Source organism: Amaricoccus tamworthensis, from assembly GCF_049800875.1.
GTDB classification, from domain to species: Bacteria; Pseudomonadota; Alphaproteobacteria; order Rhodobacterales; family Rhodobacteraceae; genus Amaricoccus; species Amaricoccus tamworthensis.
Genome location: NZ_JBNAFV010000002.1, coordinates 290,322 through 307,127, shown reverse-complemented (window position 1 = coordinate 307,127; position 16,806 = coordinate 290,322). Strand labels below are relative to the sequence as shown.

Here is a 16,806-nt window from a genome sequence, read left to right as displayed (position 1 = left end):
ACTACAGGAAAAAGCGCGGGCGCCTGATTGCGTCACCGCGGGGCACAACGACCTAGGAGCCGCGTTCCCTGAGATAACTGTCGAGGCTGACCAGAAGGATCGACCAGTAGTCAAAACTGATATCGAGGTTTGACGCACGCACGCCATTGAGGAGATTTACGTCCATCTCGACCGCGGGCACACCATCCGTATCTATATATGCCTTGGCAAACCGCATGTCGTGGTTCCAGGTATTGATTTGTTTGAGGGTAATGCCGTCAACATCCTCCCACCGGGCGAACATCTCAATGCCCTGGCAGTCGCCGCCGTTTTCACAGCCGAAAAACAGCACCGCGTAGTAGATACCCTCGATGCGTCCCTCAATCAGCGGATCTCCGAAATTGTCGGTGGACACCATGGTCGAGCCATAGCCGTTGGCGATTGCGGCGATCTTTTCCACATCGTTGGCATCCAGGATCTCGTTCGGGGTGACCATGTTGGTGCAAGCGGTCGGAAGTGCAAACGCCGCTGAAAGAAGCACGGTTCTGGAAAACATGTGGCCTGCCCCTCCCCCCTGACATTATTGAAAGGCTGTCAGAGCCGAGCCGGTTTGTAAAGATTTTCGTCCTTTGGAGCGTTTCGGAGGTCGTAATCATAGGTCCGACTTACTCCATGCCAACAAATACTGTTCGGCAGGCGGTTGTAGACTTCCCAAAGGGGCGGATCGACAGCAGGGATGCCCGGACCACAAGGCAGAAACCACCGCCGCAAAAAAGACGTCGCGCGTGGGCCTCAAACCGTCATTTCGGCTCTCGCCCTGGGCCGTGGAGCGGGGTATTGTTTCCGCCATGAGTGATGACCGTGATACGTTTTTGCCGCCAGGGGACTGGCCCGAGTTTCCGCCGGGCCTGGTCTGGCTGGCTGGTGCGGGGCCGGGAGAGCCTGGACTGATGACTTTGCTGGGGCTGCACGCGCTGCGGCAGGCGGATGTCATTGTGCATGATGCCCTGGTGGAGCCCCGTATTCTCGAATGGCGGGGGCCGAATGCGGTCGTGGAATACGCGGGCAAACGCGGGGGTAAACCGTCCGCGAAGCAGCGGGATATTTCGCTGAGGCTGATTGAGCTGTCGAGAGCGGGAAAACGTGTGCTGCGGCTGAAGGGTGGCGACCCGTTTGTGTTTGGCCGTGGCGGTGAGGAAGCGCAGACCCTGGTTCGGGCGGGCATTCCGATCAGGATTACGCCGGGGGTTTCGGCGGGAATCGGAGGGCTCGCATGGGCGGGCATTCCGGTGACGCATCGCGACGTGAATCAGGCGGTGACGTTTCTGACGGGCCATGACCAGAGCGGGCTGACGCCTTCGGCGATTGACTGGGGAGCGCTGGCGAAGGGATCGCCGGTTCTGGTGATGTATATGGCGATCAAACACCTGGCGCAGATCACCGGCAATCTGCTGGAGGCCGGGCGTGGTGCGGAGGAGCCGGTAGCGATTGTGTCGAATGCCACCCTGCCCTCGATGAGCGTCCTGGAGACCACGCTGGGCCGGGCGGCGGCGGATGCGCAGGCCAATGCGGTGGAGGCACCGGCGATTGTCTGCCTTGGTGAGGTGGTGCGGATGCGCCAGGTCATCGACTGGGCCAGCCAGTTGCGCGGAGAACCTCCCCGCGATCTGGACCCGCTGGCGATTGGCACGCCAGAGGCGTCGTGACGGCCAAAGGGTTTGTAATTGCCGCGCCCTCGTCGGGAGCCGGAAAGACCACGGTGACGCTGGGTCTCCTGCGGGCATATCGGCGACGGGGGATCGACGTGCGGGCGGCGAAGAGTGGTCCCGACTATATTGATCCGGCATTTCACGCTGTCGCCTGTGGCAAGCCCTCGATCAATTTGGATGGCTGGGCCATGCCACGCCTGGATTTGCAGTCGCGCGCCATGGAACAGGGCGGAGACCTTCTGGTGGTCGAGGGCGCGATGGGTGTGCTCGATGCGGCGCGGAATGGCCAGGGATCGGTCGCGGATCTGGCGGCACATCTCGGGTTTCCGCTGGTGATTGTTTTGGACATCTCCAGGCTGGGGCAGTCGGCGGTATTGCCGGTAGCGGGGCTTCGCACGTTGCGGCCGGACGTGACCATCGCGGGCGTCATCCTCAACCGGGCGGGGTCGCCGCGCCATGTGGAGATGGCGGAGGGACCGCTGCGCGAGGCCGGGTTTGAGGTTCTGGGGGCAATAGGACGGGATACCGCAGTGAGCCTGCCGGAGCGGCATCTGGGACTTGTGCAGGCGGAAGAGACCGTTGGACTGGACGGGTATCTGGACGACCTAGCTGCACGGATGGAGCGGGAGATCGACCTCGACCGGCTCATGGGGATGGCCAGACCGCTTCCCCTTTATACTGCGGCACACGCGAAGCTGGCAGCACCCGGGCAGCGCATTGCAGTGGCGCGGGACGTGGCTTTTGCCTTTGCCTATCCGCATATGCTCAGCGACTGGCGGGCGCAGGGGGCGGAAATCATTCCGTTTTCTCCGCTGGCGGACGAGGCCCCCGACGAACGTGCTGACATGGTTTTCCTGCCGGGAGGATATCCGGAACTTCATGCGGGCAGGCTTGCGTCCCGTGAAGGATTTATTGCGGGCGTTCGCAAGGCTGCCGCGCGGGGGGCACGGGTCTATGGCGAGTGTGGTGGTTTCATGGCTCTTGGTGAGGGCCTAATTGATGCGGACGGCGAAAGGCATCGCATGTGCGACTTGCTGCCGCTGACGACCTCGTTCGCGGAGCGACGTCTGACTTTGGGATACCGCAATTTGGCCTGTGGTCGGGATTCCCCGTGGAAGGGTCGGTTGAAGGCGCATGAATTTCACTATGCGACCACGGTTGAGACCGGTGAGGCCGAACCGCTGTTTATGGCCACAGACGCATCAGGAGAGTCGGTTGGGCCGATGGGGCTTGCGCGTGCCAAAGTTGGCGGGTCGTTTGCGCATGTGATTTCAGGCGGTTAGCGGCCGGTTCCGCATGTCCGGCCAGGCGGCTTGATGGTGGTACGTCCTCCGAAACGCTTTCGTTCAGTTTTTGCCACAGTCCAGCCGAAATCGAAAAGTTAATACTTGACTAATTTTATATGGAAACCTATCGCCGTCCCGAAGTAAGCCACCGGACGTTTTGCCTGCAGCCAACTGATTTCGCAAAAGCAAAAGTCAGGAAAGGTATTCATGGCTTACTCCAGGAAAGCGGCGCTGCTTGCGTCGGCAGCGGTTTTTTGTGCCCATGCGGCAGCGGCACAGGAAAGTTTCGTACTCGATCCCATTCGCGTTGAGGCGGAGGACGCCCAGACGACACTCGGCAATACCATGATTGACCGCGAGACGATTGAGGCAGCCAACCCGTCCTCGATGGCTGACGTGTTTGTTGGCCAGTCGGAGATCATTTCGTCGGGCGGTGCCGCGATCGCGCAGAAGGTTCTGGTTCACGGTATCGAGGAAAGCCTGCTCTCCGTCACCATCGACGGGGCCCGGCAGAACAAGTCGGCGTTCCACCATACCGGCAACGTTCTGATGGACCCCACACTGCTGAAACAGGTTGAGGTGAGTTCGGGTATCGCCCCGGCGGATGCGGGGCCTGGCGCGCTGGCCGGTGTGATTGCCTATGAGACAATGGATGCACGGGATCTGCTGCTGCCCGGTCAGGAGTTTGGTGGTCAGGCCACGCTGAGCTATGGCGACAACGGCAACAGCCTGCGCAGCGCGCTGACCCTTTTCGGCTCCAATAGCGGGTTCGAGTATCTGCTGAGCGGGACCCGGCTGACCGGTGATGACTACGAGGACGGATCGGGCAACGTTGTGCCGGGGACGGAGCCGGACCTGACCTCACTGATCGGCAAGTTCGCCTTTACTACCGAAACCGGCAAGCGCCTGGAGTTTTCGGCGGATGAGACGAAGGACACGGGTGATCGCGCCATGCAGTTGGGGCCTGGCGGGCTCTACTATGCACGGCCGGATTTTGCGGGTGTTGTTGGCCGGGACAGTGTTTATCTGCCCGCCGAGTCCAAACGCACGTCCTATACCTTCACCTATACCGATGAGCAGCCCACCGGCATTTTCGCACCGACCATCCAGCTGAGCTACAACGAGCAGTATGTTGAGGCGGGAGCGGCCATCGGGACGAACGCAAGCCTCAGCGGTAAGATCGAGAACGAGTTCTATATCGGCTCGGGGGCTCTGACGGCCGGTGCCGATTTCTTCCATGACACGGCCACACCGGAAAGCCCGCTCACCACGCCGGAAGAGAAGGAAACCCTCGACAGCGTTGGTATCTATGCCCAGATGCGGCAGGACGTTGGCGCACGGCTGTCGCTGTCCTATGGCGCGCGCGTCGACCATCAGACCTTTGAATTGGCCAGCGGTGATGACTACAGCGACACGGGCATCAGCGTGAACGCGCAGGCGGACTACATCCTGACGGACAGTCTGACGTTTAACATCGGTGGTGCGTCGAGCTTTGGTGGTTATGAGTTGAGCGAGGCCTCGCTGATCAATCTGGGCGGTGCCTGGGTGTACGGTGATCCGGAGACCTCCCGTGCCAACAACGCCCGCATGGGTCTGCGCTATGAGTATGGCGCGTGGACGGCCAGCGGTGCGCTGTTCTACACCGAGATCCTTGATGTGAATGACGTGCTGACCGCGGCCCGTGAAAAGTCGGACGTGACCTCCCAGGGTATTGATGCGTCGCTGACCTACAATACGACGCGGGCGTTTGCGCAGGTTAACTACACCTATGCCGATGTCGAGATGGACGGAGAGACCATTGGAACCACGGCCTATTACTATGGACGTCCGGTGGGTCACATCATTGGCGTGCTGGCCGGATATGAGGTCACGCCGGAGATCACCATCGGTGGCAGTGCGGAATTCGCGCTGAAGAACGACGACACGGAAAACGCGGCACTCGGAACCGAGGCGCTGGACGCCTATGAGGTTGTAAACCTCTACGCGGCCTACGTTCCGCAGCGGTTTGAGAATGTCGAGTTCCGGGTGGATGCGCGGAACCTGTTTGACGAGACCTATGTCGCCCGCGGCGCGGATGGCACGGGTCTTGCGAATGTCGTTCCGCTGAACGAGCCGGGCCGCAGTCTCTTCGTGACGGCTTCGCTGAAGTTCTGAGTTTGACGCTCCGGCCTGACGGGGTTGGGCCGGGGCGTTTTAACTTTCGCGGTGAGCCGAGGCTGCGCCGATCCGTCAGGCCGGGGCCGCCACCTTCCGCTTCGGCCGGAGAATGTGCGGTTGAGCGGCGTCGTAGAGGGCGCTGTCGGGGAATTCGGTTTCCTCAAAGACGCGGCCCACAAAGACGAGCGCGGTGCGGGTGAGTTTCTCCGCCCGCACTTTTTCGCGGATGTCCGAGAGCGTGCCGCGCAGGAACATCTCGTCGGGCCAGCCGACACGGTAGGCGACGATCACTGGGCAGTCGGCGCCGTAAAGCGGTGCAAGCTGGCGTTCGACCTCCAGCAGGTTGCGCACGGACAGATGAATGGCGAGTGTGGCGCGGGATTTTCCTAGCGTCGCCAGGTCCTCGCCTTCCGGCATGGAGGAGGATTTCATGGCGGTGCGGGTGAGGATGACCGTCTGCGCGACCTCCGGCACGGTGAGTTCCTGCCCCATGGCGGCGGCGGCGGCGCAGTAGGCGGGCACGCCGGGAATGATCTCGAACGGGATGCCCAGCGCGTTGAGGCGGCGGATCTGCTCGGCGATGGCCCCGTAGAGGGACGGGTCGCCCGAGTGGACACGTGCGACGTCCTGACCCTCGGCATGGGCTTTTGCGATTTCATCGATGATCTCATCTAGCGCCATGGGCGCGGTGTCCATGACACGCGCCCCTTCAGGAGCGCAGTCCACAACGGCTTCGGGGACCAGGGAGCCGGCATAGAGGCAGACCGGGCAGCGGGAAATCAGGCGCTGGCCCTTGACCGTGATGAGATCGGGATCGCCGGGGCCGGCACCAATGAAGTAGACTGTCATGACGGGACTCCGTCCATTTTCTTCGCGTAACCGCGGGGTGTGTAAATCATCGTGCCGTTTGCGCCGGCGGAGATGTCGCCGGTCTGTACGGTTTTTGAGGTGGAGGCACCGACCAGTACGATGGTGAGCATGTCGACCTCATCCACCGAGAGTTCACCGAGGGTGCGCAGGACCAGTTTTTCCTCCGGTCGCCCCAAGCTGGAAGCGAGCAGAACCGGTGTGTCGGCGGGCCGGTGTTGCAGCAGCACCTCGCGGGCCTCGGCCAGCAGGGTGCGGCGGCGTTTGGACACCGGGTTGTAGAAGGCGATCACGAAATCACCCTCGGCGGCGGCACGGATGCGTTTTTGGATGTCCTCGCGCGGGGTCAGGAGATCGGAGAGCGAGATGGCGCAGAAATCGTGGCCGAGCATGGCACCCGCGCGGGCCGATGCGGCCTGGAGGGCGGAAATGCCGGGGGCGTGGATGACCTCGACCCGGCGGGCGGCGGGGCTGACGCCGCCGTTATGGGTGTCGCGGTGGAGCAGTTCCATGACCAGCGCGCCCATGGCATAGATGCCCGCGTCGCCCGAGCAGATGAGCGCGACATTGCGGCCCTGCCCTGCGGCCTCGAGCGCATGGCGGCAGCGGGCCTCCTCGTCGCCGAGGGGGAAGTCGTGGCGAATTTTGCCTTTGGCGGCCGGGCCGAGCAGGTCGATATAGAGGCCGTAGCCGACGAGTTCATCAGCCTCCGCAATCAGGCGCGTGGCTTCCGGCGTACGCCATTCGGGCTGGCCGGGGCCGATGCCGACGACGGCGAGGCGGCCGCGGGACTGGCCCTGGCTGGGCTCGCCGGTGATTTTGGCGAGCGCGCAGGTCGCGTTGGCGGATTTGTGTTTTTCGATTGCGAGGGTTGCACCCTGCCCGGCGGCGGCGAGAGCCGCGCCTTCCGCGACACCGTGGCAGCCGACCTCGGCGAAGACCACATCGGAGGGGTTTTTGAGGCGTCCTGTTTCGGCTTCAAGCTGCTCGGCGGGGAAAAAGCTGGCCGGGACGTTGAGATGAGCGGCGAGCGCGTGGATGGCAGCCTCGTCGGCCTTAAGGTCAATGGAGTGGATGGAGGCCACCTCGAACAGGGAAATGCCGTCGTCCGCAAGAGTGGCGGAGACGAGCGCGATCAGTTCGTCCGGCGGGCATCCGCGGGCACAGCCGACGCCGAGGGCGAATAGCTGGCGGCGGAAGACCAGAGGTTCATTCCCCTCGACAGAGAGGACAACGGGCGCGTCCGCACTCGCAGGCGCGGGTGTGACGGTTCCGCCCTTGAGCAGTGGCGCGAGCCAGGGGGCGTCACCGGAGAGGGTCGCGGATGTGCCGCGGAGGAGCTCAGCCATAGCGGGTTTGGCGGCTTCGGGGTTTTCCAGACGCCAGCCTTCGGGCGGTTCATCGAGGGCGACACCAAGGGAGACGTCACCTGCGGTAGTGACGGCAGCGCCGGTGTTAAGGCCGGTGGCGATCCGGCGGGCGAGCGCGTTTGCGCCGCGATGGCCACCCAGGAGGGGCACGACCGCGGAGGCGTCCTCGGCCACAGCCAGCACGGGAGGCTCGGAGCGTTTGTCGCCCAAGGATGGGGCCAGGGCGCGGATCAGGATGCCGGAGGACATGATGCCAATGATGGCGTGGCCAGCCTCGAAGAGGTCGCGTAGATGTGGTGCCGTATCGGCAAAATCACTGCCGCGCATGTCGAGGCGCGCGCCGGTCAGGTCCCCGACCCGGCGGGCGGTGTCATGGGCGGAGGCGAGATTGCAGACGACGACGGGGCCGGGTTCAGACATGGGCATCCCTTCCGGGCAGCAGGATCATTGAGAAATACGGGGCCTCCTCCGGCGCGTCGGCCAGCGGGCAGACATGCTGTTCGGGGAGCGAGGCGTGGCGGACGAACATGGCACGGCCGGTGAGGCCAAGCCGGTCGACGACCGTCCGGGCCTTGGTGAAATGGCGGCCGAGTTTCATGATGGCGGCGGCATTGGCGCGGGAGAGGCGTTCGTGGAGGATGTCTTCCGGCAGGGTCGCGGGCAGGACCGTGAGGATTTCCTCGCGGGCGCAGAGGGGCTTTTGCGCCGCCGCGGTGACAGCGCCGAGGGAACTGACGCCCGGGATGATGGTGGTCGGGAACCGTTCGGCCAGGCGGGCAAAAAGGTACATGAACGAGCCGTAGAAAAACGGGTCGCCTTCGCAGAGGACGATCACGTCGCGGCCCTGGTCGAGTTCGGTGGCGAGGGTCCGCGCGGCTTCGTCATAGACCTCCTGGGCGGGGAACCTTGCGGCGCGCATGGGGACGACGATGGGGATCTCGCGGGCTGTTGCGGGGATGTGTTCAGCCACGATGCGGCGGGCGAAGCTCTCGCCGCTGTCTGGGGCGGGATAGGCTATGACCTCTGCATTCGAGATCAGGCGATGGGCCTTTAGGGTCAGCAGTTCGGGGTCGCCGGGGCCGACGCCGACGCCGTAAAGTGTTCCGGTCATACGGTTTTCACCCATTGCGTGACGGGCATCATGGGACGCCAGCCACGATAGCCACCCACGGGTTTTGCGCGGGAGACGGCGATGCGGGAGAGTTCGCCGCCGTGGCGGGCGTGGAGGTCCATGAGGATGGTCTCGGATTCGAGCGTTACGGCGTTGGCAACGAGGCGGCCTCCGGGGGAAAGCGCGTTGAGTGCGATGTCGACCGTTTCCGCGGTGAGGCCACCGCCGATGAAAATGGCATCGGGTGCGGGCAGATCGGCGAGGCCATCCGGGGCGGTGGTGTCGATGAGTTTCAGCGCGGGGGCGCCGAGGCGGGTTGCGTTGGTGGCGGCCATGGCACGGCGGTCGGCGCGGGGCTCAAGGCCGATGGCGCGGGCGTCACGACCAGCCCGCATCCATTCGACAGACACCGAGCCGCAGCCGCAGCCAATGTCCCAGAGCATGCCGCCGCGTCTGGGGTCGAGCGAGGCGAGCGTGATGGCGCGAACCTCGCGCTTGGTCATGCGGCCGTCATGCTCGAAGGCGTCATCTGGCAGTCCGGTCAGTGGAAGTAGTCGCGCCCCCGGTTCGGCGATGCATTCCACCGCAAGGGTGTGGAAATCCGGCGATGTGGCGTCCCAGGTGGCGGCGATACCGTCGATGCGGGTCTCATTTGGCCCGCCCAGCGCGCCGAGGACCGTCATGCGGCTGCGGCCGAAGCCGTTATCCGTGAGGAGTTTGGCGATCTCCGCAGGCGTGTCACCATCGCGGGTGAGGATCAGCAGACGGGCGTTTGGGTAGAAGCCCGCGAGGATCTGCTCCGCGGGGCGGCCGTGGACGGTGACGGTCTCAAGATCCGCAAGGCTCCAGCCCATGCGGGCGGCAGCGAACTGGAAGGCGGAGATCTGCGGATGGAACGTGACCTCGCCGGGCTCCAGCGCGCGTCCGATGATGGCGCCGGCGGAAAACCAGAGCGGGTCGCCGGTAACGAGGACGCAGACGCGGCGGCCGCGCCAGGATTTGATCTCGTCGACCAGGGCGCAGAAGGGAGACGGCCATTTGATGCGTTCGGCGCTGAAGCCTTCGGTGAGGTCGTGGTGACGGGCGCCGCCGATGATGACCTCGGCGGTTTGCAGGCGGGTGAGCGTGGCCGGGTGTAAACCGTCCAGGCCGTCCTCGCCGATGCCGATGATGTCGAGCCAGGCGGTCACGTACCGTCGCCCTTCAGGCCAAGGGTCAGTGCGTTGACGGCCGCGGCCGCCATGGCGGACCCTCCGCGTCGGCCGAGAAGCGTCAGGAACGGAACGTCGTGGCGATACCGCGCGAGCGCATCCTTGCTCTCGGCGGCTCCAACAAAGCCTACCGGGAACCCGAGGATCAGGGCGGGTTTCGGCCAGTCCTGGCCCAGGCGTTCAAGCAGGTGAAACAGGGCTGTGGGAGCATTGCCGATGACGACGATTGCCCCCTCAATATGGTCGCGCCAGAGTTCCACGGCGGCGGCGGACCTCGTGGTGCCGAGGCGCCTGGCAAGATCGGGCACGGACGGATCGTTAAGGGTGACGGTTGGTGTCAAACCGTCGGGCAATGCGCGGGTTATGATGCCGCGGGCGACCATCTCGGCGTCACACAGGATGGGCTTGCGGGCGGCTATCGCGGCGCGTCCCGCGGCCAGGGGATCGCCGCCAAAACGCAGGTCATGGACAATGTCCACCATGCCACAGGAATGGATCAGGCGTGTCGCCAGCGGGCGCAGCCCCGGGGGAAGCTCGGAAAAATTGGTCTCGGCCTCAATGATGCGGAAACTCGCCTCATAAATCCGCGCCGGGTCGCGCTCATATGGCGGGAAAGGCGACACGGTGCGTCAATGCTCCGGCTTGAGGTGTTTGCGGACGCTTTCCGGCCCCATGGGATGATCGGCATGAGGGTATGGCGGATGCGCGTGATCGTGATGGTGGTGATGATCGTGACCGTGATGATGGTCGTGATCATGGTGATGATGATGGTGGTGGTCCATGTCGAGGCGGCAGGCCCCGGTGCAAAAATCATCGCATTTGGTGCAGTCGGCCACATTGGAGCCGGGAGCCTGGGCGCCCTGCCCCTCGACATGATGGTGGTGGCTTTCCTGGACCATGCCGACCTCAGATTCGAACCCGAGAACCTGGGTGCGGTATTTGCACAGGCCGCAGTTCATGGCCGTGTTGCCCTCAAGGATTTCGATGACGCGCTCGGCAAAGGTCGCGAGCACTTTCGGATGATCGTTGAGGTATCCGGCCTTGACCCACTGGGTTTCCGGATGGGCCTCGGCGACCATGTCGGTGAAGCCGTAGATGCGGTCGATCAGGATGCCGGTGAAGAGGAAGTACGGGAAGACGATGACCCGTTTGTAGCCGAGTTTGGCAACCTGTTCGAGACAGGGTTCCACGAGCGGGAAGGTCACACCGGAATAACCGACCTCGCACCAGCCAAAGCCCATGCCCTCCCAGAGCATGCGGGCGATTTTGGAGACATTTGAGTTGGCGTCGGGGTCGGAGGCACCGCGGCCGATCACCACGAGACAGGTCTGGGACACGGGCAGTTCGCCAAGTTCGGCATTCGCGCGGTCGACGGCCTCCTGAATACGCTCGGAGGCGGCGGCGATCATGTTGGCGTTGACGCCAAGTTCGCGGCCATAGTCGACCTGGATGCCGTGTTTGGTGGCATATTCACGCAGGACCGACGGGATGTCGTTCTTGGCGTGCATGGCGGCGAAGAGCATGCCGGGCACGGCGAGGATGCGGTCGCAGCCGGCCTCACGCAGGTTGTCGAGACCCTTGCGGATTACGGGGTTGGCAAATTCGAGATAGCCATAATCAACCGGCCATTCGGGCGGCAGCATCGCCGGGAGTTTTTCGGCCAGCACCGAAAACTCGCGCACGGCGTCCTCACTCCGCGAGCCATGTCCACACAGCATCACACCGATTTTTCCCATAACCCATCTCTCCCCGGTTCACGGAGCCGCGTACGGCCCAGCCCTGTCTGACGGCATGGCAGCATTTCGGGGGCGGTTTCCCGCATCAACGATGTCGCCCTTCACCCCCTGATTGGGTCGGTGTCGGGGCAACTCCCTTTCAGCCTCCCGGCATCGTCACATTTCGCTGTTAGCAGTGCGGGCGGTGCGGGGCAAGTGATGCGTTTGGTCGTTTGAGATGCGTCGAAAGATAAAGGCCCGGCGCATGGAAAGCCATAGCCGGGCCCTATCGTTCCTGTCGGTTGGAACGGTGGCTTCCTAGAGCAGGTCGTCGATCTGGTCGATATCGAGACCGTGGAACTCGATGGAGCCTTGTTTGAACTCGATGAGAACACCGTCCTCGGTTTCCTCGGCCGACCATTTCTTTCCGTTGGAAATTTTCAGACGGTCCTCGCCGATCTCAAAGTCGGCAACAACGTCATCGCCAAACTTGCCCTTGAAGCGGAACAGGTCAGCGCCGTCACCGCCCCAGAGTTCGTCATCGCCCTTGCCACCGATCATTTTGTCCTTACCGGCGCCACCATCGAGGTAGTCGGAGCCCTTACCCCCGTTGAGCTTGTCCCGACCCTCGCCGCCGTCGAGGCTGTCGTGACCGCGCCCGCCGAAGAGCTTGTCCCGGCCGGCACCGCCATCGAGGTGGTCGTGCCCTCTGTCGCCGGACAGATTGTCGTGACCCCGACCGCCACTCATATGGTCGTCGCCATCGGCCCCGTCCATTTTGTCGTCGCCCCGGCGTCCGTGGAAGACATCGTCGCCGTTGCCGCCATCCATGTCATCATCGCCCCGGTCGCCCTTCTCGTTCAGGCCGTCGTCGTCGTCATCATCCTCGTCATCATCGGCATCGTCGTCGTCTTCTTTTTTGTCATCCTCATGATCGTCTTCGTCATAATGATCAGCGTCTTCCCCATCGTCGTCATGATCGTGATCGTCGTCTTTGTCCTTTTTATCATCGCCATGATCGTGATCGTCAGCGTCGTCATCTTCGTCCGCGTCGTCATCTTCGTCCGCGTCGTGGTCTGCGGCATCCTCATGGGCGTCCTCGGCATCGTCGAGGTCGTCCTCCGCTTTGTCAGCGTCGTCCTCAGCGTGTTCGAGTTCTTCTTCCCCGTGACCTTCCGCGTGATCAGCGGCGGCCTCCATAAACATCGCGACAGCTTCGCGGCGCTGTTCCGGATCGTAAGTGTCTTCCTCAAACTCAAACCGGATTTCATCGTCGTGCTGCGTGTTGATGGTCATGTAGTTGCCCCTTGATCCGAAGCCGGAAGCTCGCCACCGGCTTTTCTATGTGCGCCCACCGCGCGTTTGATGTGCCAAAAGCGGGCACAAACCTTTCCGGGAGGTTAAGCCAACGGGTTGGGCGTAACGGGAGGGTTAACCGGGGCGGCCGGGGCTCGGCCCAGATCGCCGTAAGGTACTTAAAAGGCGTCGAATGCAAAACCTGGCGGCGTTAATCATGACGCCGATGCGGCCCATAGCATGGCGGCATTACCGCATTGACAACACCATTGCGTGACTGCCATCAATAACCTGCTTCGGTTCCCGTGGCGGTCAAGCGTCCGGGATGAAAAGGGAACACGGTGAGGACGACCCAAGAGGGGCCAAATCCGTGACTGCCCCCGCAACTGTGAGTGGTAGGCGGGACCAACAGCGCCACTGGGGATTTCCCTGGGAAGGCCGGTCCAAAGCCCGTGACCCACGAGTCAGGAGACCTGCCGGTGCATGGGCCTGTTTTGGGGTGACCCTAACGGCCTGTTTCCACCGGATGCCGGGGTGAGCGTCTGGTTCGGAGAGGGCCGGACCCTTTGCGGACCATTTTACTCCCGACATTCAAATGCCTTGCATCGCGTTCCGGGGAGGAACGCAATGGAGTAGACCGATGTTTGATAAAACCGGCGCCGCCTGCGCGGTTACCTTGAGCCTTTTGGGGGCTGGGACGCCCGTAGCGGCCCATTTCCAGTTAATCTATTCTCCGGACACCCTGATCGAGCGTCCCGGCGATGTGCCCCTGAAACTGATTTTCTGGCACCCGTTTGAAAACGGCCATGCCATGGACATGGAAAAACCGCAGGAGTTCTATGCGGTTCACCGCGGCGAGAAAACCGATCTGATGAACAGCCTGTCCGAATTCGAGTTCACCGGACAGGCGAATTCCGCGAAAGCCTGGAACGGGTCGGTGCCCGTGAAACGTTCAGGGGACTACGTGCTGGTGACGGTGCCTCAGCCCTATTACGAGGAAAGCGAGGACATCTATATCCAGCAGCTCACCAAGTCCTTTCTGAACCGGAACACTGTTCCCACCGACTGGGATACGCCGGTGGGTCTTGCCACGGAAATCCTTCCCCTGAACAAGCCCTACAACGTGCTCGCCGGGTCGACATTTTCGGGCCAGGTGGTGTCCGGAGGCGAGCCGGTCGCCGGGGCGGAGATCGAGGTCGAGTTCATGGCGGCGGAACCTGATATGGACGCCGATGCACCGCGTCCGGCCACCGCAGCCCCCCTGCCCGGCGGCAGTATCGTGGCCCTGACGGATGCGAACGGGTATTTCAGCTTTGGCATTCCGAAGGCCGGTTTCTGGGGATTTGCGGCCCTTGGGTCGGGTCCGGATACCGAGCATGAAGGCAATGAGCTGAGCCAGGATGCGGTGATCTGGGTTCGTGCCTGGGATCTGGCGGAGCAGCCCTGATGCATATTGTGGATGGCGCCCTCGCGAACAGTGTCGTCGCCGGTGGCGCCGTCGTCGCGGTGGGCGGCATCGCCATGGGCCTGCGCCATATGCCCATGGAAAAGATCCCTGTGGCTGGCGTTCTGTCGGCGAGTTTCTTTGTGGCCTCGCTGATCCATGTGCCGATTGGGCCGTCCTCGGTCCATCTGATCATGAACGGTCTGGCAGGGATCGTGCTGGGCTGGGCGGCGGTGCCTGCGCTGTTTGTCGGACTGTTGCTTCAGGCGGTGTTTTTCGGCTTTGGCGGGCTTACGGTGCTTGGGATCAATACGGTCAACATTGCCCTGCCCGCGGTTGCGGCGTGGTATCTCTGCCGCAGAGGTGTACGCTCATCGGATGCGCGCATTGCCGCGCTGTGGGGGGCTCTGGCGGGCGGTTTGTCCATTGCGATTACAACGATAATGGTCGCGGCGTCGCTGGCGCTGTCCGGAGAGGAGTTTTATCCGGCAGCAAAGTTCGTGTTCCTTGCCCATATCCCGGTGATGCTGATCGAGGCTGGACTGACGGCGGCGGCGGTTCACCTGACGCGTCTGGTCAAACCGGAGCTTTTGGATGTGGCTCCGGTCATGGGGGAAGCACGGTGATGCGGGTCGTTGCCGTCTTGCTTGGGCTGATGCTCGTTGAGGTGACACCAGCCTCCGCGCACAAGGTCATTGCCTCGGTGTTCATGGCCGGTGACATGATTGAGGGCGAGATTGGCTTCTCCAACGGTGCGGTTGCCGCAAACCAGATTGTTCAGGTTCTGGATACCAGCGGTAACCCGCTCGGACAAACGGTCACGGACGAGGACGGGTTTTTTGTTTTTGAGCCGGTCGGGGACATGACCCATGTGTTTCGCGCCGACCTGGGCGCGGGACATGTGGCTGAGGCCGTGATGGAGGGGAGCGAACTGTCGGATGACGGGGAAGCGCCCGTGGCTCCAACGGCGGGCCGGACCGGTTCGGTAGTGACGACCACCCTGCCTCCGGAGATGAAGGATGAGATCGCGAAAATGATCCGCGACGAATTGCGGCCATTGCGGCAGGAGATCGCGGCCTACAGGGAAAAGAACGACTTTCAAAACATTCTCGGTGGCATCGGCTATATCTTTGGCCTGTTCGGAGTGGGCTTTTACGTCATGGCCAGGCGCCAGGGACGGCAGGAGGAGAAAACATGAATCCGATACTGTCCATCACGGCGACTGAAGAAGACGTTCTGCCGCGGGTCCGCCGGCTGCCCAACCTTAACATGCTTGATCCACGCACACGGGTGATTGCTGCGGTTCTGTTTGCGGTTGTGGTCGTCGGGTGTCGGCATATCCCGGTGCTGGCGGCGGCCCTTGGTGTTGCGGTGCTGCTGATGCTTTCGGCGCGGGTGCCGATGCGTACGACCCTGCGGCGGATGATCGCAATGGACGGGTTCATCATTTTTGTTCTTGTATTTATGCCGTTCACCATGCCGGGCGATACAATGTTTACCGTACTGGGCTTTGAGGCAAGCTGGCAGGGATTTCACCGGGCGGTGGAAATCGGTCTGACGGCGAACGCTGCCATTCTGGCACTGATGTCGCTGGTGGGAAGTCTCGAACCGGTGACGGTGGGACATGCGCTGTTCCGGTTAAGGGTGCCGGAGAGGCTGGTGCATCTGATGATGTTTACGGTACGATATATCGAGGTGCTGCGCGAGGAGTATCAGCGCCTTCGGCAGGCGATGCTGGCGCGCGGGTTTCAGGCGCGGAAAAACGGGCTGCATACCTGGCGGAGTTTCGGCTACCTGATTGGCATGATGCTGGTGCGGGCGGTTGAGCGTTCGGAACGCATTCTGGGTGCGATGAAATGCAGGGGGTTCACCGGGCGTTTCCCGGTGCTCAACACGGTTTCATGGACGCGTGCCGATGTGGTGTTTGGTGTTGGTTTTGGGGCGGTTCTCTGCGCGCTGATAGTGGCGGATATTCTCCATGGCGCTGTTTGAACTGCGCGGAATACGGTTTGGATATGCGGGACGCCCGCCGGCGCTCGATGGTGTGGATTTCACTCTGGAGGCTGGCGAGCGGGTTTTCATCACCGGGCATAACGGCTCGGGCAAGTCGACACTGCTGAAGATTATGGTGGGGCTCCTGATGCCCCAGTCGGGAAGCGTGACAGCCTTCGGGGAGCGCCGGGCCGTGGACGCGGATTTCAATGATGTGCGCCGGCGCGCGGGACTGGTGTTTCAGGATCCGGACGATCAGCTTTTCTGCCCGACGGTGGCGGAGGATGTAGCGTTTGGTCCCCTGAATCTCGGGCAGAGCCGGACCGAGGCGATGCGGACCGTCGAGGCGACGCTGGCAAGGCTCGACCTGCTGCATCTTCGGGACCGGGTGACCCACAGGCTGTCGGGTGGGGAAAAGCGGCTGGTCACGCTGGCAACCGTGCTGGCGATGGAGCCCGAGGTGCTGCTGCTTGATGAGCCCACCAATGCGCTCGATGAGGAAAACGCCGGGCGTCTGACGGAAATACTGCTCGCCCTGCCCCAGGCCATGGTGCTGGTCAGCCATGATCCGCATTTTCGCCGCAGGGTCGCTACGCGCACTCTGAGAATGAAGAACGGGGTGTTGAGCGGGAAGCAACCGGCCTGCCGCAATGCGGTTTAGCCATTTGG

Annotated in this window: 16 protein-coding genes and 1 riboswitch; of the genes, 8 read left to right on the top strand and 8 right to left on the bottom strand. The window is 62.8% G+C overall.

Features of this window, described 5'->3' with window-relative positions; translation table 11 throughout:
- Positions 1-52 precede the first annotated feature (52 nt).
- Entirely contained in the window at positions 53-535 is a 483-nt protein-coding gene (locus ACP15P_RS05815) for a YbjN domain-containing protein (protein ID WP_424927564.1), read from the bottom strand.
- 292 nt (positions 536-827) lie between these two features.
- Between ACP15P_RS05815 and cobA the strand changes: the two genes are divergently transcribed.
- From cobA to ACP15P_RS05800, 3 genes are all read left to right on the top strand, one after another.
- Positions 828-1,685: a uroporphyrinogen-III C-methyltransferase gene (gene cobA, locus ACP15P_RS05810; RefSeq protein ID WP_424927563.1), complete on the top strand. Its 858-nt coding sequence runs from the start codon at positions 828-830 to the stop codon at positions 1,683-1,685.
- Positions 1,682-2,971 (top strand): cobyrinic acid a,c-diamide synthase CobB, encoded by a 1,290-nt coding sequence (locus ACP15P_RS05805; RefSeq protein ID WP_424927562.1) that lies wholly within the window; start codon positions 1,682-1,684, stop codon positions 2,969-2,971. Before cobA ends, ACP15P_RS05805 begins: the two co-directional genes overlap by 4 nt.
- A 210-nt stretch (positions 2,972-3,181) precedes the next feature.
- The gene (locus ACP15P_RS05800; protein WP_424927561.1) at positions 3,182-5,128 is read left to right on the top strand and encodes a TonB-dependent receptor domain-containing protein; all 1,947 of its coding nucleotides are present in this window, start codon (positions 3,182-3,184) and stop codon (positions 5,126-5,128) included.
- Between the two features lie 75 nt (positions 5,129-5,203).
- Here the strand turns inward: ACP15P_RS05800 and cobM are convergent, their stop codons facing one another.
- From cobM to ACP15P_RS05765, 7 genes are all read right to left on the bottom strand, one after another.
- The gene (cobM, locus tag ACP15P_RS05795) at positions 5,204-5,980 is read right to left on the bottom strand and encodes a precorrin-4 C(11)-methyltransferase (protein WP_424927560.1); all 777 of its coding nucleotides are present in this window, start codon (positions 5,978-5,980) and stop codon (positions 5,204-5,206) included.
- Entirely contained in the window at positions 5,977-7,788 is a 1,812-nt protein-coding gene (cobJ, locus tag ACP15P_RS05790) for a precorrin-3B C(17)-methyltransferase (RefSeq protein ID WP_424927559.1), read from the bottom strand. Before cobJ ends, cobM begins: the two co-directional genes overlap by 4 nt.
- Positions 7,781-8,479, bottom strand: a complete 699-nt coding sequence (cobI, locus tag ACP15P_RS05785; RefSeq protein ID WP_424927558.1) for a precorrin-2 C(20)-methyltransferase — start codon at positions 8,477-8,479, stop codon at positions 7,781-7,783. Before cobI ends, cobJ begins: the two co-directional genes overlap by 8 nt.
- Positions 8,476-9,669, bottom strand: coding sequence for a precorrin-6y C5,15-methyltransferase (decarboxylating) subunit CbiE (gene cbiE / locus ACP15P_RS05780; protein WP_424927557.1), 1,194 nt, complete (start codon positions 9,667-9,669; stop codon positions 8,476-8,478). Before cbiE ends, cobI begins: the two co-directional genes overlap by 4 nt.
- On the bottom strand, positions 9,666-10,313 hold the full coding sequence (locus ACP15P_RS05775) for a precorrin-8X methylmutase (protein WP_424927556.1): 648 nt from the start codon (positions 10,311-10,313) through the stop codon (positions 9,666-9,668). Before ACP15P_RS05775 ends, cbiE begins: the two co-directional genes overlap by 4 nt.
- A gap of 6 nt (positions 10,314-10,319) precedes the next feature.
- Positions 10,320-11,426, bottom strand: coding sequence for a sirohydrochlorin chelatase (locus ACP15P_RS05770; RefSeq protein WP_424927555.1), 1,107 nt, complete (start codon positions 11,424-11,426; stop codon positions 10,320-10,322).
- Positions 11,427-11,723: 297 nt separating this feature from the next.
- Entirely contained in the window at positions 11,724-12,701 is a 978-nt protein-coding gene (locus tag ACP15P_RS05765) for a calcium-binding protein (RefSeq protein ID WP_424927554.1), read from the bottom strand.
- 280 nt (positions 12,702-12,981) lie between these two features.
- Positions 12,982-13,196: riboswitch (cobalamin riboswitch) on the top strand.
- Positions 13,197-13,341: 145 nt separating this feature from the next.
- On the opposite strand from ACP15P_RS05765, the gene ACP15P_RS05760 reads away from it, so the two are divergent.
- From ACP15P_RS05760 to ACP15P_RS05740, 5 genes are read left to right on the top strand one after another with little or no spacing between them, the layout of a single operon-like run.
- Positions 13,342-14,148, top strand: coding sequence for a DUF4198 domain-containing protein (locus ACP15P_RS05760; protein ID WP_424927553.1), 807 nt, complete (start codon positions 13,342-13,344; stop codon positions 14,146-14,148).
- A complete protein-coding gene (cbiM, locus tag ACP15P_RS05755) occupies positions 14,148-14,771 on the top strand; it encodes a cobalt transporter CbiM (protein WP_424927552.1) in 624 nt (207 codons plus the stop codon). The genes ACP15P_RS05760 and cbiM overlap by 1 nt, the downstream gene beginning before the upstream one ends.
- Entirely contained in the window at positions 14,771-15,343 is a 573-nt protein-coding gene (locus ACP15P_RS05750) for a cobalt ABC transporter permease (protein WP_424927551.1), read from the top strand. Before cbiM ends, ACP15P_RS05750 begins: the two co-directional genes overlap by 1 nt.
- Positions 15,340-16,137 (top strand): cobalt ECF transporter T component CbiQ, encoded by a 798-nt coding sequence (gene cbiQ / locus ACP15P_RS05745; protein WP_424927550.1) that lies wholly within the window; start codon positions 15,340-15,342, stop codon positions 16,135-16,137. The genes ACP15P_RS05750 and cbiQ overlap by 4 nt, the downstream gene beginning before the upstream one ends.
- Positions 16,124-16,798, top strand: a complete 675-nt coding sequence (locus tag ACP15P_RS05740) for an energy-coupling factor ABC transporter ATP-binding protein (RefSeq protein WP_424927549.1) — start codon at positions 16,124-16,126, stop codon at positions 16,796-16,798. Before cbiQ ends, ACP15P_RS05740 begins: the two co-directional genes overlap by 14 nt.
- Positions 16,799-16,806 lie beyond the last annotated feature (8 nt).